Raw genomic sequence first — 19,637 nt, 5'->3', positions numbered from 1 at the left:
AAGGACCCTTCGCGATGACCGCGATCCCTGCGCCCCGCGGCTTCGCCGCCACGGGCCCCCACCCCGCCAAGATCGAGACCGTGCTGCCGCCGTTCGGCGCGCGCGAGATCCCCCAGCAGCCGACGCTCGAGCTGGAGCGGCTCTATCGCAAGCAGCGCCTGGCCGCCGGCTATCGGCTGTTTGGCCGCCATGGCTTCGACATGGGCGGCGCGGGCCACATCACCGCGCGCGATCCCGAACTGACCGACCACTTCTGGGTCAATCCGCTGGGCGTGCACTTCTCGCGCATCAAGGTTTCGGACCTGATGCTGGTCAGCCACGCGGGCGAGATCGTGCAGCCGCCCGAGAGAGCGCCGGCCCGCCTGAACCGCGCCGCCTTCGCCATCCACTCGCAGCTGCACGAGGCGCGGCCCGACGTGGTGGCGGCGGCCCACTCGCACTCGCTGTACGGCAAGGCCTGGTCGGCGCTGGGCCGGCTGCTGGACCCGCTGACCCAGGACTCGGCGGCCTTCTACGACGACCACGCCCTGTTCGAGGAGTTCTCGGGCGTGGTGCTCGACACCAGCGAGGGCCAGAAGATCGCCAAGGCCCTGGGGCCGAAGAAGGCGGTGATCCTGCAGAACCACGGCATCCTGACCGTCGGCCAGTCGGTGGAGGCGGCCGTCTGGCGCTATCTGGCGCTGGAGAACGCCTGTCAGGCCCAGCTTCTGGCCGAAGCCGCCGGCCCGACCAAGCCGATGCCGCCGGAGGTCGCCAAGCATACCGCCAGCCAGGTCGGCACGGAGCTGGGCGGGATCTACGCCTTCCAGCCCTACTGGGACATCGTCACCGAAGAAGAGCCGGACCTGTTCGACTGATGACCGGCCTTTCCCTTTCCCGCCGCGACCTTATGTCGGGCGGCCTTTCGATCGCGGGCCTCTCCATGGCCGGCCTGACTACCGTCAACCTGGCCGCCTGCTCCCCAAAGGGCGACGACAAGGCCGGCTCGCTGGACGACCTGACGCTGCGGGTCGCCACCTATCGCGGCAATCCCGAAAGCTTCTTCGGCGAGGCCGGGATAGAGGCCCCGCCCTACAAGCTGGCCCGCACCCAGTTCGCCGGCGGCAACCTGATCGCCGAGGCGATCAATGCTCGCGCCCTGGACTTCGGCGGCATGAGCGAGATCCCGCCGATCTTCGTCGCGGCCCAGCCCGGCAACCAGGTGCGCATCGTCGGGGTGTTGCAAGGCGACGTGAACAACCAGGTGGTCCTCGTGCCCAAAGGTTCGCCCACCAGGGACTTCAAGGACCTGAAGGGCAAGCGCGTCGGCTATGTGAAGGCCACGACCTCGCACTACATCCTGTTGCGCCTGTTGCAGGAGGCGGGTCTGGCCTGGAGCGACATCCAGCCGGTGGCGCTGAGCCCGCAGGACGGACTGGCGGCCTTCCAGAGCGGGGCGCTGGACGCCTGGGTGATCTATGGCGTCATCGTCTACCAGGCGCGAGAGGCCGGGGCGCGGGTGCTGCGCACGGCGCTGGGGATCCTGTCGGGCAACTATCTGATCACCGCGGCCAAGGAGGCGCTGGACGATCCCGTCCGCTTCCAGGCGCTGGGCGACTATGTCAGCCGCTACAAGCGGGTGTTCGACTGGATCAACGCCGACGGCGACCGCTGGGCGCGGGTGAGGGAGAAAGCCACGGGCGTGAAGGCCGACTACTACGCGCAGGAGTTTCGCGAGAAGTCGTCGCCGAGCATCCTTGGCCCGATCAGCGAGGCGGCGATCGCTTCGGAGCAGGCAGTGGCCGACACCTTCGCCGCCGCCAAGATCATCCCTTCCCGCGTCGACGTGCGCCCGCTGTGGGATGATCGCCTCTCATCATTCCTGAAATAATGTCGAGCGCCGCAAATATATCCGATGACTTCGGACGATATGAGCAGAGCTATCCGCTCGATCATTTTATATTCGTTGAGATAAGCGGCCTCACGACGACAAATCCCCATCGAACAAGTCGGGGATAAAGACGTGCAGACCTTCAAGCTTCAACTTCTCGCCTTCACTTCGGGCCTCGCTGTCGCCGGCGGGGCCTTGGCGGCCGAACCGGCGCCGGCCGTCAATACCGACGACAGCGGGTCCGCCGCCGTCGAGCAGGTGATCGTCACCGCCGAGCGCCGCGCCACCGACCTGCAGAAGACCGCCATCGCCATCTCGGCCTTCGGCCCGCAGGTGCTGGCCGACCGCAAGGTCGACAACATCCGCGACCTGGCCGGCCAGATCCCGAACCTGTCGATCAGCCGCGTCACCATCAGCCACACCACCCAGACCTATGCGCTGCGGGGCGTCGGCGAGGCCGATCCGATCCAGGAACCGGTGCTGGCCGTCTATGTCGACGACGTCTACGTGCCCCGCCAGATCGGCTCGATGATCGAGTTCAACGACCTGGAGCGCATCGAGGTGCTGCGCGGCCCGCAGGGCACGCTGTACGGCCGCAACTCCAGCGCCGGCGCCCTGCGGATCATCACCCGCGATCCGGGCGACGCGTTCCGGGCCAAGGCCGAGGTGGGCCTGGGCAGCTACGGCGCCGTCGACGTCCGGGCGCTGATCGAGGGCCCGATCGTCGAGGGCAAGCTGGCCGGCAGCCTTTCGTACATCCACCACAAGCGCGACGGGGTGACCTTCGACCCGACGCTGAACCACGACGTCAACCGCATCGACCTGGACGCCTACCGCGCCAAGCTGCGCTGGACCCCGACCGAAAAGCTGGACGTGCTGTTCACGCTGAACGCCCTGCGCGACCGCAGCGACACCCGCAGCTACATTCCGGTGAACCAGCCGGGCGGCGGGTTCGACAAGCGCCGCTCCTATTCCGAGGTCGAACCGACCCAGGACCTGGACCAGATCAGTGGCTCGATCCGCGTGCAGTACGCGCTGAACGACAATCTGAAGATCAAATCGATCACCGCCTATGGCGGCTTCAACCTCAACCCCGTCAACTACGACAACGACGGTGAGGCGGCGCTGATCCAGAAGAACCTGATCCACTACAACGACCAGTACGTCACCCAGGAAGTCCAGCTGAACGGCGACTACGGCCGCCTGACCTTCACCAGCGGCCTCTTCTACCTGCACGAACGGTTCTTCGTGGAGCGCGACGGCTACAGCCGCCGCAACGCGCAAGCGACCAATCCGGTGACCACGCCGGGCAACTACAACTTCGCCCGCGCCCACAACATCACCAACACCGACGCCTACGCCCTGTTCGGCGAGGCGACCTATGCGGTGACCGACCGCTTCAGCCTCACCGGCGGCCTGCGCTGGACCAACGAGGAGAAGGAATTCACCTTCGACAACAAGGTGCTGAACCTGGCGGGCCAGGTGGTCGGCCAGTCGATCGCCGGCACGGCGAACAAGACCTGGTCGGCGATCACGCCCAAGCTGACGGCCCAGTACCAGTGGACGCCGGACGTCTCGCAGTACGTCAGCTATTCCAAGGGCTTCAAGTCGGGGGGCTTCGACAACCGGGCGACGCGCCTTGATCTGGCCACCCTGCCCTTCGCCCCCGAGGACGTGACCACCTTCGAGGCCGGCCTGAAGACGCAAGCCTTCGACCGCCGGCTGCGGGCCAACCTGGCGGCGTTCTACAACGACTACCAGGACCTGCAGGTGTCGTTCTACGACCCGGCCTATGTGGGCAGCCGCCGCGGCAACGCCGGCCAGGCCCATACCTACGGCGTTGAGCTGGAGACCGAGGCGCGGCCGACCGAGCGGGTGGGCCTGAACTTCAACGTCGGCTGGCTGTACGCGGTCTATGACGACTACAAGGGCGCCGGCGGCGCGGGCGTCAACGCCGACGGCAACCGCCTGCTGAACTCGCCGCGCTGGAACCTGTCGGGCGGGATCACCTGGGACGTGCCGGTCGAGATCCCCGGCGCCGTCCGCGCCGGCCTCGACGCCCAGTGGCAAAGCGGCGTGGTCAGCAGCGCCACTCCGGCCGCGGGCGGCCAGAACAACATCCCGTCCCAGGGCTTCCTGAACGGCACGATCACCTGGACCGCGCCGGATCCGCACTGGGCCGTGCAGCTGTCGGCGCGCAACATCCTCGACAGCGACAAGCCGGTGACCTCGACCTACACGCCGTCGACCGGGGTCTACTACCTGAACTTCCCCGATCCGCGGACCTGGCTGGTCACGCTGAAATACGCGCTGTGACGTCATGAGCGGCGCGCCCAACCTTCCCCGCCTAGCCAGGTTCGTCGGAGACCTCGGCGCCCTGCTCGACCGCACGGGCGAGGAAGCCGAGATCCTGCGCGAGGGCCAGGCCCTGCTGGCCGACCTGATCGCCCAGGACGACTGGCTGCCGGACGCCTACGCCCAGCCGAACCCGGCCCGCTACCAGCAGTACCTGCTGCACTGCGACAGCCGAGAGCGGTTCAGCGTGGTCAGCTTCGTCTGGGGCCCGGGCCAGGCCACGCCCGTGCACGACCACACGGTCTGGGGCCTGGTGGGCGTGCTGCGCGGGGCCGAGCTGTCGCAACCCTATCGCCGCGACGGCCAGGCCCTGGTTCCCGACGGCCCGATCCATAGGCTGGAGCGCGGAGAGGTCGAGGCCGTCTCGCCCACGGTCGGCGACGTGCACCAGGTCACCAACGCCTTCGACGACCGCCCCTCGATCAGCATCCACGTCTACGGGGCCAATATCGGCGCGGTCCGCCGCGCCACCTACGACGCCGAGGGACGCAGCAAGCCCTTCGTCTCCGGCTACTCCAACGACACCCTTCCCAACCTGTGGGACCGGTCCCGGCCGGTCCCCGCCGAGGCCGCGCCATGACCCTGCCCGTCGTCACGCCCCGCGAAGTCCGCCAGGACCTGATCGCCCGCCGCGAGATCGCCCTCCTGGACCTGCGCGAAGAGGACCCCTTCGCCAAGGCCCACCCCTTGTTCGCCTCGCAGCTGCCGCTCAGTCGGCTGGAGGTCGAGATCCTCGACCGCGTGCCCCGCAAGGAGACGCGGATCGTGCTGTACGATGACGGCGAGGGCCTGGTTTCGCCGGCCGGCAAGCGGCTGGCGGCGCTGGGCTACACCAACGTCCGGGCGCTGGCAGGCGGGCTGCAGGGCTGGACGGACGCCGGTTACGAGCTGTTCCAGGACGTGAACTCCTACAGCAAGGCGTTCGGCGAGCTGGTCGAGGCGCGGCGCCACACCCCGTCCCTGCCCGCCCAGGAGGTGCAGGCCCGCATCGACGCCAAGGCCGATCAGGTGATCCTCGACGCTCGCCGGTTCGAGGAATACGCCACCATGAGCATCCCCGGCGGGGTCAGCACCCCGGGCGCCGAGCTGGTGCTGCGGGCGCGGGAGCTGGCGCCGGATCCCGCCACGACCATCATCGTCAACTGCGCGGGCCGCACCCGCAGCCTGATCGGTGCCCAGTCGCTGGTGAACGCCGGCGTGCCCAACCCGGTCTTCGCCCTGCGCAACGGCACCATCGGCTGGACCCTGGCGCAGCAGAACCTGGAACACGGCCAGAGCCGCAAGTTCCCGGACGTCTCGACCCAGACCCTGGACGAGGCCCGCGCCAAGGCTCGCGACGTGGCCTACCGCGCCGGCGTGCGCCGCATCGACGCCGATGGGCTGGCCGACCTCGCCACCGACCGCAAGCGCACCCTCTATCGCTTCGACGTGCGCACGCCCGACGAATACGCGCGAGGTCACCTGCCCGGCTTCCGCAGCGCGCCGGGCGGCCAGCTGGTGCAGGAGACCGACGTCTTCGCCCCGGTGCGCGGCGGCCGCATCGTGCTGGCCGACGACCTGGGGCCTCGCGCCGACATGACCGCCTCGTGGCTGGCCCAGCTGGGCTGGGAGGTCTATGTGCTGGAGGGCGGGTTCGAGGGCGAACTGGCGACCGGCGCCTGGCGGGGGACCGAGCCGCCGCACCTGCCGGTGGTCGAGACCATCCTGCCGCGCGCCCTGGCCGAAGCTCTCGCCGACGAAGCCGTGGTGGTGCTGGACCTCGCCCCCAGCCCCGCGCACCGCAAGGGCCACATCCCGGGCGCCTGGTTCGCGATCCGGGCGCAGCTGGCCGAGGCGTTGGAGCGGATTCCCGAGGGCAAGCCGATCGTCCTGACCTCGCCCGACGGGGTGCTGGCCCGCCTGGCCGCGCCGGAGCTGGAGGAGATCGCCGACCAGCCCGTGCGGGTGCTCGACGGCGGTACGGCCGCCTGGATCGCCGCTGGCCGGGCGCTGGAGACGGGCCTGCCCCGCGCCGCCAGCGACCCGACCGACATCTACAAGCGCCCGTACGAAGGCACCGACAACGCCGCCGAGGCCATGCAGGCCTATCTCGATTGGGAGTTCGGCCTGGTCGACCAGCTGGCCCGTGACGGGTCGCACGGCTTCTACGTGATCTGAGGTCCCGCCATGACCCTGACCCTCTACATCGCCCCCGGAAGTTCCTCGCTGGCCCCGCTGGTGGCCCTGGAAGAGATCGGCGTCGCCTATGACGTACGCCGGCTCGATCTGGCCGCCGGCGACCAGCGCAGACCCGAATACCTGCGGGTCAATCCCAAGGGCCGGATCCCGACCCTGCTGGTCGGCGCAGAGCCGGTCACCGAGGTGCTGGCGATCCTGACCTACCTCGCCCACCGCTACCCGCACAGCGAGCTGCTGCCGCTGCTGGAGCCGCTGAAGCTGGCCCACGCCTACGAGGTGATGAGCTGGTTCGCCAGCACCGTGCACGTGGCCTTCGCCCAGATCGCCCGGCCCGAGCGCTACGCCGACGACGAGGCGGTGAAGGCCGCGCTGGCGACGCCCGGCGAGGCCCGCTTCGCCCGCACCCTGGCCGACATCGAGCGGCTGGCCCAGGGTCCGGGCCCATGGCTGCTGGGCGAGCACTTCAGCGCCGTCGACGCCTACGCCCTGGTGATCTGGCGCTGGGCCGAGCGCCGCCAGATCGACCTTGCCGCCTATCCCGCCTGGAGCGCCAAGGCCACCCGCGCCTTCGCCCGCCCCTCCGTCGTCCGCGCCCTGCGCAGGGAGACGGCCCAGGCGCCGACCCACGCCCACTGATCCCTTTCATCCGCACATCGAGGAACATCCCATGAGCGTCGAATTCATCGGTATCATCCACACCCAGAACGTCTCGGAGATCCATCCGCCGGCCGGCCCGGTCATCGACGTCGACTATGTCGAGAAGATCGCCCGCGCCCATGACGAAGGCGGCTTCGACCGCGCCCTCGTCGCCTTCCACTCGACCGGCCCGGAAAGCCAGCTGGTGGTGGCGCACGCGGCTTCGGTGACCAAAAACCTGAAGTTCATGATCGCTCACCGGCCGGGCTTCACCCAGCCGACCCTGGCGGCGCGGCAACTGGCGACGCTGGACCATTTCACCGGCGGCCGCGTGGCGGTGCACATCATCACCGGCGGCTCGGACGAGGAACTGGCCAAGGACGGCGACCACCTGACCAAGGACGAGCGCTACGCCCGCACCAGCGAATATCTCGACATCGTCCGCGCCGAATGGACCAGCGAAAAGCCCTTCGACTACAAGGGGCAATACTACCAGGTCGACCAGGGCTTCGGGGCCGTGAAGCCCCTGCGCACGCCGCAGATCCCGGTCTATTTCGGCGGCTCTTCGGAAGCAGCGATCCCGGTCGCCGGCAAGCACGCCGACATCTTCGCCCTGTGGGGCGAGACCCAGGCCCAGGTGGCCGAGACCATCGCCCGGGTGCGCCACGCCGCCGCCAAGCACGGCCGTCAGGTGAAGTTCTCGCTGTCGCTGCGCCCGATCATCGCCGACACCGAAGAGGCCGCCTGGGCCCGGGCCGACGAAATCGTGGCCCGCACCAAGGCCCTGCGCGAGGCCGCCGGCCTGCCGACCAGCGGCCACCGTCCGCCCAACGCCGGCTCGCAGCGCCTGCTGGACGCGGCCGCGCAAGGGTCGCGCCTCGACAAGCGCCTCTGGACCGGCGTCGCCGCCGTCACCGGCGCGGCCGGCAACTCGACGGGCCTGGTGGGCACGCCGCAGCAGGTGGCCGAGGCCCTGCTCGACTACTACGACCTGGGGGTCACCACCTTCCTGATCCGCGGCTTCGATCCGGTCGAGGACGCCATCGCCTACGGCCGCGACCTGCTGCCTCTGGTGCGCCAGCTGGTGGCCGAGCGCGAGGCGCAAGCCGTAGCGGCGGCGAGCTGACGCCGTGGCTCCGTTCGACGCCGGCGCGCCGGTCCCGCAGCCGGAGACCGATTTCCGCGACGTGCTGGCCCATCTGGCCAGCGGCGTCGCCATCGTCGCCTGCTGGGACGGCGAGGCGCCGAGGGGCCTGCTGGTCAGCTCGATCACCGGCCTCTCGGTCGCCCCGCCCCGCTTCCTGTTCTGCGTGCGCAAGGAGGCGGGGTGCCACGATGCCCTGCTGCGGCGTCCCGATCTGTCGGTGGCGCTGCTGGGCGCGGGCGACGAGGAGGAAGCCCTGCGCTTCGCCTCGGGATCGCGGGCCCACGAGCGGTTCGACCCTGGCCGCTGGCGGCTGCATCGCCCGACGCCGCCGGTGTTCGGCGGCGGCGTGGCGCGGGCCGTATGCCGGGTGGACACGGTGGTCGACGCCGGCAGCCACTCGATCTTCATCGTCGAGACCGAACACGTCGGGTTCTCGCCGGGGCCCGCGCTGGTGGCGTGGAACCGAGGGCTGACGACGGTGGGGTGAGAGCTTCGAAATGCTCCCCCTGAAGGGGGAGCTGTCGCGGAGCGACTGAGGGGGAAGTGATGGCTGGCTTTGAGGCGCACTTGTCTCTTCAGACACTTCCCCCTCCGGCCCTTCGGGCCACCTCCCCCTTCAGGGGGAGGATCTCTAAGCCGCCGCCCGGATCCTGCGCAGCGTCGCAATCGCCCCCAGGCACGCCGCGGCGGCTTCGCGGCCCTTGTTGGCGGCGTCGTCGCGACTGCGGACGATGGCCTGGTCGTCGTCGTAGGTGGTCAGCACGCCGAAGGTGATCGGGGTCTCTGTCGCCAGGCCCGCCTGCATCAGGCCGATGCTGGCGCCCAGGCTGATGAACTCGAAATGGGCGGTGTCGCCCTTGATCACGCAGCCCAGGCAGACGACGCCGTCGTAGCGGCCGGTGCGGACCAGCGCCTGGGCCAGCAGCGGCAGCTCGAAGGCGCCCGGCGCGTCGATGACGTCGCTCTCGGCCACGGGCGCGCCGCCTTCCTGAAGCTGCGCCAAGGCGCCGCGCAGCAGGCCGCCGGTGACCTCGGGGTTGAAGCCGCTGACGACGATGGCGATGCGGGTTTCGGGTTGGGTCATGAAGACATCCAGGTCAGGAGGCGCGGGCCAGGCCGTGGCCCAGCTTGTCGCGCTTGGCGGCGAGATAGGCGGCGTTGTGCGGCGTGACGGGGGCCAGCAGCGGAACCTGCTCGACCACCTCGATCCCGCCGGCGCGCAGGGCGGCGGCCTTGCGCGGATTGTTGCTGAGCAGGCGGACGCCGCCCACGCCCAGCGCCTTCAGCATGGCCACGGCGGCGGCGTAGTCGCGCGGGTCGTCGGCGAAACCCAGGGCGTGGTTGGCTTCGACGGTGTCGAGCCCCTCGTCCTGCAAGGCATAGGCGGCGATCTTGTTGGCGAGGCCAAGGCCCCTGCCCTCGTGGCCGCGCAGATAAACGAGCGCCCCGCCCTCCTCGCCGATGCGGCGCATGGAGGCCTGCAACTGGGCGCCGCAGTCGCAGCGCTGCGAGCCCAGGGCGTCGCCGGTCAGGCATTCGGAATGCACCCGCACCAGCGGCGCGTCGCCCAGCGGCCCTTTCAGCAGCACGATGTGCTCGACGCCGCTGGTCCGATCGCGGAAGGCGCGGACCTCGAACTGGCCGCCATGGGCGGACGGCAGATGCGAGCTGGCGACCGGCTCGACCGCCTCGCCGCGCAGGTGCTCGACCAGCTCGGCGATGGTCAGGATCGGCAGGTCATGACGGGCGCCGAAGACCTCCAGGTCGTCGCGGCGGGCCATGGTCCCGTCGTCGTTCATCACCTCGCAGATGACCGCGGCGGGGGTCAGGCCGGCCAGCTTCATCAACTCGACGGAGGCCTCGGTGTGGCCGGCGCGGGCCAGCACGCCGCCGGGCACGGCCCGCAGCGGGAAGACGTGGCCGGGCGAGACGATGTCGGCGGGCCGCGCGTCCGGCGCCACGGCCGCCTGGATGGTCAGGGCCCGGTCGAAGGCCGAGATGCCGGTGTCGACGCCAACCGCCGCCTCGATCGAGACGGTGAAGGCGGTGCTGCGCCGGGTCCTGTTGTCGGCGACCATCGGCGGCAGGCCCAGGCGGTCGACGGCGTCCGGCTCCATGGCCAGGCAGATCAGGCCGCTGGCGGCCTTGGCCATGAAGGCGATGGCGGGAGCGTCGGCGAACTGGGCGCCGAGCACCAGGTCGCCCTCGTTCTCGCGGTCCTCGTCGTCGACGAGGATGATCATGCCGCCGGCCTTCAGGCGTTCGAGGGCGTCAGATAGGCGTGACATAGCCGCTCCACGTATTTGGCCAGCACGTCGACCTCGACATTGATCGGGTCGCCGAGCGCGGCGTGCTGTAGGTTGGTGTGGGTCCAGGTGTGGGGGATGATGGTGATCCCGACCGGGAAGCGTCCCCCCTCGTCGGCCGGACCGACGTGGTTGAGGGTCAGGCTGATCCCGTCGAGGGCGATCGAGCCCTTCTCGACGCAGAAGGCCCGCAAGGCGCCCGGCAGGCTGAGCGTCAACCGGCGCGAGCCGCCGTCGTCGATCACTTCGGAAAGGCGCGCGACGCCGTCGACATGGCCCTGGACCAGGTGGCCCGACAGCCGGGTCGACAGGGTCACCGCCCGTTCGAGATTGAGCACCGTTCCGGCGACGGCCGCGCCCAGGCTTGTGCGGGCCAGGGTCTCGGGGCTGACGAAGAAGTCGGCTCCGCCGTCCGGGTCATGACGCACGACGGTCAGGCAGACGCCGTTGACGGCGACGCTCTCGCCCAGGACCAGATCCGGGAAGCCGGTAGCCAGGGACAGGCGCAGGGCGCCGTCCTCGGGAGCGACGGCGACGACCTCGCCCAGGGTTTCGATGATGCCGGAGAACATGGGGCTCCTTCAGGCGGCTGGGCGGACGACCGGGACGCGCAGGGTCGTCTCGACGGTGTCGGGATCGCCGGCGCGGGCGGTCTTGGTGATGACGACGCGCTCGTCCCAGAGGCTGGCGGCGAGGAAAGCGGCCGACAGGGTCGGGCCGGCCTCGACCAGGGCTTCCAACGCCCCGCCTTCGGCCAGGCCGGCCAGCAGCGCGGGGATGTCGGCATGGACGGAAGGATCGAGGCCTCGCGCACGGGCGGCGGCAAGGTAGGCGGGCGGCACGCGGCCGCGACGGTCGAGGATGGCCAAGCGACGCGGCGCGCGGCGCGGGTCGGCCACGCGGCGGACGGTCAGCAGCGGGGCGTCGGCCAGGACCGTGCCCGAGCCGGTGATCACCGCGTCGGCGCGGCGGCGCAGGCCGTGGGCGAGATCCAGCGACGCCTCCGAGGTGAAGGTCCTGGCGCCCGGCGGCGGGATCATCGAACCGTCGGCCGTGAAGGCCTGCTTCAGGGTCAGCCAGGGCCGCCCCTGCGTGGCGTACATGGCGAAGGGAGCGATCAGGCGGGTGGCCTCGTTGGCCAGGGGCCCAGCGACAAAAGCGACGTCGAGGCCGGCTGCCGAGAGCCGCCGCGCCCCGCCGCCGGCGACGGCCGGATTGGGGTCGCGGGCGCCGATCCAGACGGCGCGGGCGGGGCTGGCCAGGATCGCCTCGCTGCACGGCCCGGTACGGCCGTGGTGGTTGCAGGGCTCCAGGGTGACGACCAGGGTATGGACCGCCTCCCAGCGGTCGCGGCAGGCGGCGAGCGCGGCGGCTTCGGCGTGCGGCAGGCCCGCGCCCTCATGCGCCCTTACCGCCAGGACGGAGCCGTCGGCGGCCAGCACGGCGCAGCCCACCGGCGGGTTGGGCGCGGTGGCGCCGGCCAGGGCGGAGGCGGCGTCGAGGGCCAGGCGGAAGGCCCGGGCAATGGCCGGCGGTGGAGGCGAAAGAGCCGTCATGCCAAGCAGTTAGGCCGCGCTCCTCAGCCTCGCCAAGCGTTGGTCGCTTTTCGAAACTCTTACATGTTAGAGCCCATGGGAAATGACGGCGGCGCGTTTTGCGCCTACGAGCGTGAGCATGCGCGCGCAGCCCCCGAGCCGGCCATGAAGGGCCCCCTGAACAGCGTCGAGCCCCATGGCGACTGGGCGCCGGGACTACAAAAGGCCCGCCTCTACGAGCTGATCCTACAGGACATCATCCTGGGCGAGCTGCCGCCGATGCAGGTGCTGGAGGAGAAGGCCCTGGCCGCCCGCTACGCCGGCGGGGTGGCCGGGGTGCGCGAGGCGCTGGGACGGCTGGCGATCGAAGGCCTGGTGGTGCGCCGACCGCGCGTGGGCACCATCGTCGCGCCGATGGACGTCACCGAGATCGAGCACGCCTTCGAGGTGCGGCGGATGCTGGAGGGACGCACGGCGGCCCTGGCCGCCCGCAATCGCCGTCCGGCCGACCTGGTGGCGATCACCGCCGCCTTCGAGGGGGCGGAAGCGGCGATCGAGGCCGGCGACTTCCGGGCCATGCTGGCCATGGATCACGCCTTCCACCGCGCAGTGGCCTTCGCCGCCCAGAACCCCACCCTCGCCCGCTTCGTCATCGCCCTGCAGAACGTCGCGACGCGGTTCTGGATCTGGCAGATGGAGAAGCAGACACCGGAGGAGCAGATGGCCGACGTGGTGCTGCACCGGGCGCTCGCCCAGGCCATCGTCGACCGCGATCCGGCCGCCGCCGAGGCCATCTGCGCCCAGCTGATCGGCGAGCCGCCCAGCGCCCAACGCGCCTGACATCACCCATGATGGGCGAAAAATGGGCCGACTACGGGTTGCGCATTGTTACGTTATAACATAGTTGACCTTCGACTATTATTAGATGGGGTCAGCGTTCCATGCAACTTCGAAGCATCCTTCTCGCCGCCGGCAGCCTGACGGCCCTGGCCGCGCCGACCTTCGCGCTCGCCGCGCAGTCGGGCCCCGGCGGGACCGACGTCGAGGGCGTGGTGGTGACCGCCGACCCGCTGGGCCGCTCGGGCAAGGAGGTGATCTCCAGCGTCGCGGTGCTGACCGGCGAGGAGTTCGTGCAGCGCCGCCAGGCGACGCTCGGCGAGACCCTGAACGGCCTGCCGGGTGTCAATTCCGACACCTTCGGCGGCGGCGCCAGCCGGCCGGTGATCCGCGGCCAGACCGCTCCGCGCGTGAAGGTGCTGAGCGAGGGCGCGGCCCTGATGGACGCCTCCGAGGTGTCGCCCGACCACGCCGTCTCTGGCGAGCCGCTGCTGCTGGAGGGCGTCGAGATCCTGCGCGGTCCCAGCGCCCTGCTCTACGGCGGCGGCGCGATCGGCGGCGCGGTCAACCTGATCGACCGCAAGATCCCGACGCAGGTCCCGCCGCTGGGCGGCGACGGCGTGGCCGAGGTGCGCTTCGGCTCGGGCGACAACGAGCGGGCCGGCGTGCTGGGCCTGACGGCGGGCGTCGGCCAGTTCGCGGTGCGGATCGAGGCCGCCGGCCGCAAGACCGACGACTACGAGGCCCCCGGCTTCGACAGCTCGACGGTCCCCGGCACCTTCAACCGCACCTCGACGGCGACCCTTGGCCTGTCGTGGATCGGCTCGCGCGGCTATCTGGGCGCGGCCTACACCCAGCAGGACAGCAAGTACGGCCTGCCTGGCCACAGCCACGAATACGAGTCCTGCCACCCGCACGGGACGACCCTGCACTGCGGCGGCCACGACGATCACGGCGACGAGGACGACCACGATCACGACCATGAGGGCGAGGAGCACGGCGCGCCGGTCGTCGACCTGCTGAGCAAGCGCGTCGACGTGCGCGGCGAGATCAACGACCCGTTCGCCGGCGTCGAGCGCGTCCGCCTGCGGGCCGGCTATACCGACTATCGCCACCACGAGATCGAGGACGGCGCCATCGCCACCACCTTCGGCAACAAGGGCTACGACGCTCGTGTCGAGGTGCAGCACGCGCCGATCGGCGGGGTGCGCGGCGTGGTCGGCGTGCAGGTGGGCAAGAGCGATTTCTCGGCCGTCGGCGAGGAAGCCTTCATTCCGGAAAGCCGCACCGAGACCCGGGCGCTGTTCGTGGTCGAGGAGTACGTGGCCGGCGACTGGCGCTTCGAAGGCGCCCTGCGCCAGGAGTGGCAGGACGCCAGCGCGCAGGGCCGGGTCGACACCGACCACAAGCCGTTCTCGGCCTCGGCGGCGGCCAGCTGGACCTTCACGCCGGGCTATGTGGCCTCGCTGTCGGTGGCCCGCTCGCAGCGCGCGCCCAGCGCCCAGGAGCTGTATGCCCGCGGCGTGCACCTGGCGACCAACACCTACGAAATCGGCTCGGCCGGCCTCGACGTCGAGACCGCCGCCTCGGTCGAACTGGGCCTGCGCAAGACGCAAGGCGCGACGACCTTCTCGGCCAGTGTCTATCGCTACGCGTATGACGGCTACATCTATGCCGACACCCTGGACCGCTACGAGGACTTCCGCCTGGTGCGCTACAGCCAGGACGACGCCCGCTTCACCGGCATCGAGGGCCAGGTGACCCAGAAGCTGAAGCCCTGGCTGTCGGTCACCGCGTTCGGCGACTACGTGCGGGCCAAGCTGAAGGACGGCGGCGGCGACCTGCCGCGCATCCCGGCCGGACGCCTGGGCCTGCGCAGCGACGCCAAGAGCGGCGCGTGGAGCGGCAATGTCGAGTACGTGCGGGTCTTCGACCAGGACCGCATCGCGGCCTTCGAAAGCGAGACCGCGGGCTACGACATGGTCAACGCCACGCTGGCCTACGACCTGCCGATGGGCCCGGTGATCGGCCAGGTGTTCCTGCGCGGCACCAATCTCCTGGACGAGAAGGCGCTGAACCACGCGTCGTTCGTCAGCACCTCGGCGCCGCTGCGCGGACGCAACGTGGTGATGGGTCTGCGGGCGCTGTTCTAGCCAGCCGCCAGCTTGAAGACGCCATCCCCTCCCCGGCGTCTCCGAAGGTTCGTCATCCCGGCCGCAGCGTAGCGGAGAGCCGGGACCCAGGGGCGGCCGCGTTGCGCGTGGCCCCTGGGTCCCGGGTCTGCGGACCGCTTCGCGGTCCTTCGCCCGGGATGACGAACTATTTGTCGACGCCCGGCGTGATCCGCACGCTGTGCACGGCCCACATCGGCTCGATGGCCTTGCTGGCGAAGGTGAAGCAGATGTCGCCCTTGCCGCGCGGCGGGGCGTCGACGACGATCTCGGTCAGGGCCGAGTTCTTGGCCGCCTGCGTCAGCGGCACGGTGGCCAGGCGCGGCCCCTTGCAGCCGAAACGCACCTCCAGCTCGCCCTCGGGCCGCGACGGCGGACGCACCGGCAGCGGCTCCAGCTTGTTGCCGAGCTGGAAGTTGAACGGCAGCTGGCCGACCGTGACCGTCAGCCTGGCGCCCGCCGAAAGGTCGGCGTCCTTCCAGATCCAGCACGGGTTGAGGATGTCGAGCAGGAAGGTGGCGCGCTCGCCCTTATCGTTGGCGCCATCGTCCTCGAGATTGAGGATCAGGCCCTCGGTGCAGCGGGTCAGCTGGTGCGAACGGCGCGTCAGGGCCGTATCGGCCGTAACGTTCCAGGCGCGTACGCGGCCCAGCGGATGCTTGCCCTGGAAGGTGCGGGCCTTCAGCTGCGCCCCGGCGCGCAGCTTCAGCGGCGCGGCGTAGCGCGGCGAGGCGGCGGTCGGCTCGGAACCGTCGGTGGTGTAGCGCACCTCACCGACCTGCAGGCCGGTGTCGAGGCTGGCGCCGATCTCGCCGCCCTTGGGCCAGTCGAACGCGGCCTGCGGCTCGAACGGCACCGTGTCGTAGGCCAGGCCCAGGTCGGACAGGCGGCCGAGCGTCGCCGGCAGGCGATCCTCGAAGCCGGCCCAGCCCTGCTTGTCGCGCGGTGTCCAGGCGTTTTCGGCCAGGGCCGCCAGGCGCGGGAACAGCATGGTCACCGCCCGCTCGTCGGTGCGGATGTGCTCGCTGAACATCGTGGCCTGCATGCCCAGCACGTGCTTGTGCTGCTCGGGCGTCAGCTCTGACGGCTCGGCGTCGAAGGCGTAGACGGTCTTCAGCGTCGAAAGCTTGCCGCGGCCGGGCGGCTCGTCGGGCGAGGTGCTCTGGCGATGGTCGAAATAGAGCACCGGCCCCGGCGCCAGCACCGTGTCGTGGCCCTGCCTGGCGGCGGCGACGGCGCCTTCCAGCCCGCGCCAAGACATCACCGTGGCGTTGGGCGCCAGACCGCCCTCGAGGATCTCGTCCCAGCCGACCAGGCGGCGGCCCTTGGCGTTGAGGTGCTTTTCGATGCGCTGGATGAAGTAGCTCTGCAGGGCGTGCTCGTCGGCCAGGCCCAGTTCCTTCATGCGGGCCTGGATCTTGGGGCTGGCTTCCCACTGGGCCTTCAGCGCCTCGTCGCCGCCGACATGGATGTATTCCGACGGGAAGATCGCCATCACCTCGTCGAGCACGTCCTCCAGGAAGGCGAAGGTCGCATCGTCGACGTTGAAGATGTCGGGATAGACGCCCCAGTCGGCCATCACCCGGTCGGCGGCCGGGCGCGTGCCCAGCTGCGGATAGCTGGAGATCGCCGCCTGGGCGTGGCCGGGCATCTCGATCTCGGGCACGACGACGATGTTGCGGGCGGCCGCGTAGGCGACGATCTCGCGCGCCTGATCCTGGGTGTAGAAGCCGCCGTAGCGGACTTCCTCGCCGGAAGCCTTGTAGCCCGCCGCCCCGGCCGGACGCCGCCAGGCGCCGTGGTCGGTGAGGTTGGGGTATTTCTTGATCTCCAGGCGCCAGCCCTGGTCGTCGGTCAGGTGCCAGTGCAGCGTGTTGAGCTTGAGGCTGGCCATGCCGTCGATGATCCGCTTGATCGTCGGCAGGCTCTGGTAGTGGCGCGTGCTGTCCAGCATCAGGCCGCGCCAGGAAAAGCGCGGGGCGTCCTCGATGCGCACGGCCTGGACGCGCACCGGCGCGCCGGCCTTCTCCTGACCGGCCAGCTGCCACAGCGACACCGCGCCATAGAACAGGCCCGCCTTGTCCTTGGCCCGGATTTCGGCGCGCTGGGACGAGACGTCGAGGGCGTAGGCCTCGCCCGCCGGACCGCCGCGCGACAGCACGACGCCGCCCGAGCCGGTCGGCGCGCCTTCCTTGATCGCCAGGCGCACGCCGCGCGTGGCCGCCAGGGTGTCGACCAGCCACTGGGCCGCGGCCCGCGCCTCGGCGTCGCCCGGCGCGACCCAGACGGCGTCGCCGGCGCGCAGGGTCAGAGCACCTTGCGCCGGCGCGATCTTGGCCGGGGCCGGGGTCACGGCGAAGGCCTGGGCGGCCAGGGCCGGCGCGGGCAGCACGGCGGCAAGCGCGACGGCGGCCAGGGCGGGTCGAAGGGTGAAAGGCATGGTCAGCTCCCAGCGGCCTCTTTTCAGAGGCTCTTGATCGTTATGTTTGAAATCCGGGCCGCGAAGCCCTTGCCGGCCGGCGAGGCGGCCATGACGCCGAGGTCCACAGCGTCCGGCATCGGCAGGTGGCCAAGGCGGGTGTCCACGAAGGCGCCCTCCCCCACGGCGTGAGCGCAGAACAGGGTCTGGCCCGAGCGCCGCAGCTTGACCCGCACGGACGGCGCGGTGGGGATCACGAGCGACGAGCCGTCCGACCAGTCGCGGGTGAAGACGGTGGCCGAGTGCAGCTCGCCGCCCAGCCGCTCGACGCCGGTCTTCATCCAGAGGTCGGGACCAAGGCGCAGCATCAGGCCGGTCTGGTCGGCGTCGGCGGCGTAGTCGCCCGCCAGCACGGCGGTCATCTCGAAGTCGCCGGACTGGCGGCGGAACCAGAAGTGGCCGTTGTCGATCAGCGGGCCGCCAGCGGTGCGCCGCCAGAAATCGGTTCCGGCCCTGGCGTCGCAGGCCAGGGCGTCGCCCTTCCAGGCCCAGGTGTCGGGCGTGTTCAGCCAGGACCAGCCGTCGGCGGCGCGGGCCAGGGCGGGCGTGGCGACGACGGCGGCCGCTCCGGCCAGGACTCCGCGACGATGGATGAGGCGATCAGACAACAAGGCTGAGCCCCAGCACGCAGATCAGGCCGACGACGCCGACGACGCTTTCCATCACCGTCCACGACAGCAGGGTCTCCTTCAGCGACAGGCCGAAATACTCCTTGAACAGCCAGAAGCCCGGGTCGTTGACGTGCGAGAACATCAGGCTGCCGGCGCCGATGGCCAGGACCATCAGGTTGGGGTCGACGCCGGTGGTGGCCATGACCGGCTGGATCAGGCCCGCGGCGGTAAGGCCCGCGATGGTGGCCGAGCCGAGCGCGACGCGGATGACCATGGCGATCAGCCAGCCCAGCACCAGCGGATGCAGCGGCAGCGAGCCGAGCCAGCCGCCGAGCGTGGCGCTGACGCCGCTGTCGACGAACACCTGCTTCAGGGCCCCCGCCCCTGCCAGGATCAGCAGGATCGAGGCCACGTCCTTGAGGGCGTCGCCATAGCGCTGCATCTGCACGGGGACGCCGATCCCGCGCAGCACGCCCAGGCTGAAGGTGGCGTAGATCAGGCAAAGGGTCAGGACCACGGCGGGGTGGCCGACGAAGCCGATCAGGTCGTGGGTCGGCGACGGGTTCCTGAAGGCGACCAGCAGCGCCGTGGTGGCGGCGATCAGCACCACCGGCAGCAGCGCGGTCGTGAAGCTGTTGATCGGCCCGGGCGGCTTGGCGTCCGGGGCCTCGTCGGCGGCGAAGGGCGAGTCCGCGGCCGGGCCGCCCAGCGGCAGCAGGTTGACGCGCTTGAGCACCAGGGTCAGCAGCGGGCCGCCGACCATCAGGGCGGCGATGCTGACGATCAGGCCGTAGCCGAGGGTCAGGCCCGTGTCGGCGCCGAACAGGGTGACGAGGGCGGCCGGCGACGGGTGCGGCGGCAGGTAGCCATGGGCCACCGACAGGCCCGACAGCAGCGGCAGGCCCACATAGACCGGCGGCAGGTCGGCCCGCTTGGCGATCGAGAAGATCAGCGGGATCATGACCACGAAGCCGACGCTGTAGAACAGCGGGATGCCGACGATCAGGCCGGTCATGGCCATGGCCAGCAGGATGAAGCGCAGGCCGACGGCGCCGATCAGGGCTCGGGCGATGCTCTGGGCGGCGCCGCTGTCGGCGATGGCGCGGCCGAACATGGCCCCCAGGCATATGATGGCCACCAGGCCGCCGAGCATGTCGCCAACGCCCTTCTCCAGCGACTTGGGGATCTGGGCCAGCGGCATGCCGAACAGCACCGCGCCGCCCAGCGCCACGACCAGGAAGGCCAGGAACGGCGGAACCTTGCCCCAGGCGATCAGCACGACCAGCAGCGCGATCAGCGCGACGACGGCGAGCACTATCATGGTCGGACCACCCTAAGCCCCGCGGACGACGTTTCGCTCCGCGGGTGGAAGGAAAGAGCGATTCCCCGGCGCCGTGGGGTTCGACGTGGCGCCGGGGAATCTAAAGCCGGACAAGGCAGGGGATCCGCCTTGGGGCTGAGGCCCGGCCGCTTACCGGGGAGGGAGTGGCTTCGCGGCCGGTGGTGGGCGCG

General features: G+C 70.6%; 17 protein-coding genes and 1 pseudogene. 11 read left to right on the top strand and 7 right to left on the bottom strand.

Going from position 1 to position 19,637, the window contains the following annotated elements; translation table 11 throughout:
* Window positions 1-14: 14 nt before the first annotated feature.
* The 8 genes from DDF62_RS20445 to DDF62_RS20410 all read left to right on the top strand — a co-directional run bounded on the left by DDF62_RS20445 (window position 15) and on the right by DDF62_RS20410 (window position 8,673).
* Window positions 15-857: a class II aldolase/adducin family protein gene (locus tag DDF62_RS20445; RefSeq protein WP_116490806.1), complete on the top strand. Its 843-nt coding sequence runs from the start codon at window positions 15-17 to the stop codon at window positions 855-857.
* Window positions 857-1,870, top strand: a complete 1,014-nt coding sequence (locus DDF62_RS20440; RefSeq protein ID WP_116490805.1) for an ABC transporter substrate-binding protein — start codon at window positions 857-859, stop codon at window positions 1,868-1,870. The genes DDF62_RS20445 and DDF62_RS20440 overlap by 1 nt, the downstream gene beginning before the upstream one ends.
* A gap of 132 nt (window positions 1,871-2,002) precedes the next feature.
* Window positions 2,003-4,186 (top strand): TonB-dependent receptor, encoded by a 2,184-nt coding sequence (locus DDF62_RS20435; RefSeq protein WP_116490804.1) that lies wholly within the window; start codon window positions 2,003-2,005, stop codon window positions 4,184-4,186.
* Window positions 4,187-4,190: 4 nt separating this feature from the next.
* Window positions 4,191-4,805: a cysteine dioxygenase family protein gene (locus tag DDF62_RS20430; RefSeq protein WP_116490803.1), complete on the top strand. Its 615-nt coding sequence runs from the start codon at window positions 4,191-4,193 to the stop codon at window positions 4,803-4,805.
* Window positions 4,802-6,382: a rhodanese-like domain-containing protein gene (locus tag DDF62_RS20425; RefSeq protein ID WP_116490827.1), complete on the top strand. Its 1,581-nt coding sequence runs from the start codon at window positions 4,802-4,804 to the stop codon at window positions 6,380-6,382. Before DDF62_RS20430 ends, DDF62_RS20425 begins: the two co-directional genes overlap by 4 nt.
* A 9-nt stretch (window positions 6,383-6,391) precedes the next feature.
* On the top strand, window positions 6,392-7,039 hold the full coding sequence (locus DDF62_RS20420) for a glutathione S-transferase family protein (protein WP_116490802.1): 648 nt from the start codon (window positions 6,392-6,394) through the stop codon (window positions 7,037-7,039).
* Between the two features lie 31 nt (window positions 7,040-7,070).
* A complete protein-coding gene (locus tag DDF62_RS20415) occupies window positions 7,071-8,165 on the top strand; it encodes an LLM class flavin-dependent oxidoreductase (RefSeq protein WP_116490801.1) in 1,095 nt (364 codons plus the stop codon).
* Between the two features lie 4 nt (window positions 8,166-8,169).
* On the top strand, window positions 8,170-8,673 hold the full coding sequence (locus DDF62_RS20410; RefSeq protein WP_116490800.1) for a flavin reductase family protein: 504 nt from the start codon (window positions 8,170-8,172) through the stop codon (window positions 8,671-8,673).
* Between the two features lie 144 nt (window positions 8,674-8,817).
* Here the strand turns inward: DDF62_RS20410 and ribH are convergent, their stop codons facing one another.
* The 4 genes from ribH to ribD are packed head-to-tail and all read right to left on the bottom strand — an operon-like array spanning window position 8,818 to window position 12,048.
* Window positions 8,818-9,270 (bottom strand): 6,7-dimethyl-8-ribityllumazine synthase, encoded by a 453-nt coding sequence (gene ribH, locus DDF62_RS20405; RefSeq protein WP_116490799.1) that lies wholly within the window; start codon window positions 9,268-9,270, stop codon window positions 8,818-8,820.
* 13 nt (window positions 9,271-9,283) lie between these two features.
* Window positions 9,284-10,474 carry a 3,4-dihydroxy-2-butanone-4-phosphate synthase gene (gene ribB, locus DDF62_RS20400; protein ID WP_116490798.1) on the bottom strand — a complete coding sequence of 397 codons (1,191 nt, stop codon included), beginning with the start codon at window positions 10,472-10,474 and terminating at the stop codon, window positions 9,284-9,286.
* Complete coding sequence (locus DDF62_RS20395) at window positions 10,441-11,064, bottom strand: riboflavin synthase (RefSeq protein ID WP_116490797.1); 624 nt, start codon at window positions 11,062-11,064, stop codon at window positions 10,441-10,443. The genes ribB and DDF62_RS20395 overlap by 34 nt, the downstream gene beginning before the upstream one ends.
* 9 nt (window positions 11,065-11,073) lie before the next feature.
* A complete protein-coding gene (gene ribD, locus DDF62_RS20390; RefSeq protein ID WP_116490796.1) occupies window positions 11,074-12,048 on the bottom strand; it encodes a bifunctional diaminohydroxyphosphoribosylaminopyrimidine deaminase/5-amino-6-(5-phosphoribosylamino)uracil reductase RibD in 975 nt (324 codons plus the stop codon).
* Between the two features lie 144 nt (window positions 12,049-12,192).
* On the opposite strand from ribD, the gene DDF62_RS20385 reads away from it, so the two are divergent.
* The 3 genes and pseudogenes from DDF62_RS20385 to DDF62_RS26760 form a co-directional block, all read left to right on the top strand.
* A complete protein-coding gene (locus DDF62_RS20385) occupies window positions 12,193-12,867 on the top strand; it encodes a GntR family transcriptional regulator (protein ID WP_101717941.1) in 675 nt (224 codons plus the stop codon).
* A 101-nt stretch (window positions 12,868-12,968) separates the two neighbouring features.
* Complete coding sequence (locus DDF62_RS20380) at window positions 12,969-15,017, top strand: TonB-dependent receptor domain-containing protein (RefSeq protein WP_116490795.1); 2,049 nt, start codon at window positions 12,969-12,971, stop codon at window positions 15,015-15,017.
* Window positions 15,018-15,070: 53 nt separating this feature from the next.
* Window positions 15,071-15,179: pseudogene (locus tag DDF62_RS26760) on the top strand (hypothetical protein); the annotation flags it as partial.
* A gap of 4 nt (window positions 15,180-15,183) precedes the next feature.
* Here the strand turns inward: DDF62_RS26760 and DDF62_RS20370 are convergent.
* Genes DDF62_RS20370 through DDF62_RS20360 form a run of 3 tightly spaced genes read right to left on the bottom strand, consistent with a single transcriptional unit; the run spans window position 15,184 to window position 19,446 of the window.
* On the bottom strand, window positions 15,184-17,475 hold the full coding sequence (locus tag DDF62_RS20370; RefSeq protein WP_116490794.1) for a beta-N-acetylhexosaminidase: 2,292 nt from the start codon (window positions 17,473-17,475) through the stop codon (window positions 15,184-15,186).
* 23 nt (window positions 17,476-17,498) lie between these two features.
* Window positions 17,499-18,122, bottom strand: a complete 624-nt coding sequence (locus tag DDF62_RS20365; RefSeq protein WP_165832321.1) for a DUF1349 domain-containing protein — start codon at window positions 18,120-18,122, stop codon at window positions 17,499-17,501.
* Window positions 18,115-19,446 carry a GntP family permease gene (locus DDF62_RS20360; protein WP_165832320.1) on the bottom strand — a complete coding sequence of 444 codons (1,332 nt, stop codon included), beginning with the start codon at window positions 19,444-19,446 and terminating at the stop codon, window positions 18,115-18,117. The genes DDF62_RS20365 and DDF62_RS20360 overlap by 8 nt, the downstream gene beginning before the upstream one ends.
* Window positions 19,447-19,637 lie beyond the last annotated feature (191 nt).

The organism is Caulobacter radicis (assembly GCF_003094615.1).
GTDB lineage: Bacteria > Pseudomonadota > Alphaproteobacteria > Caulobacterales > Caulobacteraceae > Caulobacter > Caulobacter radicis.
Note: the sequence above shows the minus strand (reverse complement) of the source record. Positions and strands in the feature narration are given on the sequence as shown.

Coding starts and splice junctions, on each gene's coding strand:
- DDF62_RS20445 (WP_116490806.1), top strand. CDS start 15: ATGACCGCGATCCCTGCGCCCCGCGGCTTCGCCGCCACGGGCCCCCAC.
- DDF62_RS20395 (WP_116490797.1), bottom strand. CDS start 11,064: ATGTTCTCCGGCATCATCGAAACCCTGGGCGAGGTCGTCGCCGTCGCT.
- ribB (WP_116490798.1), bottom strand. CDS start 10,474: ATGTCACGCCTATCTGACGCCCTCGAACGCCTGAAGGCCGGCGGCATG.
- DDF62_RS20415 (WP_116490801.1), top strand. CDS start 7,071: ATGAGCGTCGAATTCATCGGTATCATCCACACCCAGAACGTCTCGGAG.
- DDF62_RS20420 (WP_116490802.1), top strand. CDS start 6,392: ATGACCCTGACCCTCTACATCGCCCCCGGAAGTTCCTCGCTGGCCCCG.
- DDF62_RS20430 (WP_116490803.1), top strand. CDS start 4,191: ATGAGCGGCGCGCCCAACCTTCCCCGCCTAGCCAGGTTCGTCGGAGAC.
- ribH (WP_116490799.1), bottom strand. CDS start 9,270: ATGACCCAACCCGAAACCCGCATCGCCATCGTCGTCAGCGGCTTCAAC.
- DDF62_RS20380 (WP_116490795.1), top strand. CDS start 12,969: ATGCAACTTCGAAGCATCCTTCTCGCCGCCGGCAGCCTGACGGCCCTG.
- ribD (WP_116490796.1), bottom strand. CDS start 12,048: ATGACGGCTCTTTCGCCTCCACCGCCGGCCATTGCCCGGGCCTTCCGC.
- DDF62_RS20440 (WP_116490805.1), top strand. CDS start 857: ATGACCGGCCTTTCCCTTTCCCGCCGCGACCTTATGTCGGGCGGCCTT.
- DDF62_RS20370 (WP_116490794.1), bottom strand. CDS start 17,475: ATGCCTTTCACCCTTCGACCCGCCCTGGCCGCCGTCGCGCTTGCCGCC.
- DDF62_RS20360 (WP_165832320.1), bottom strand. CDS start 19,446: ATGATAGTGCTCGCCGTCGTCGCGCTGATCGCGCTGCTGGTCGTGCTG.
- DDF62_RS20385 (WP_101717941.1), top strand. CDS start 12,193: ATGAAGGGCCCCCTGAACAGCGTCGAGCCCCATGGCGACTGGGCGCCG.
- DDF62_RS20425 (WP_116490827.1), top strand. CDS start 4,802: ATGACCCTGCCCGTCGTCACGCCCCGCGAAGTCCGCCAGGACCTGATC.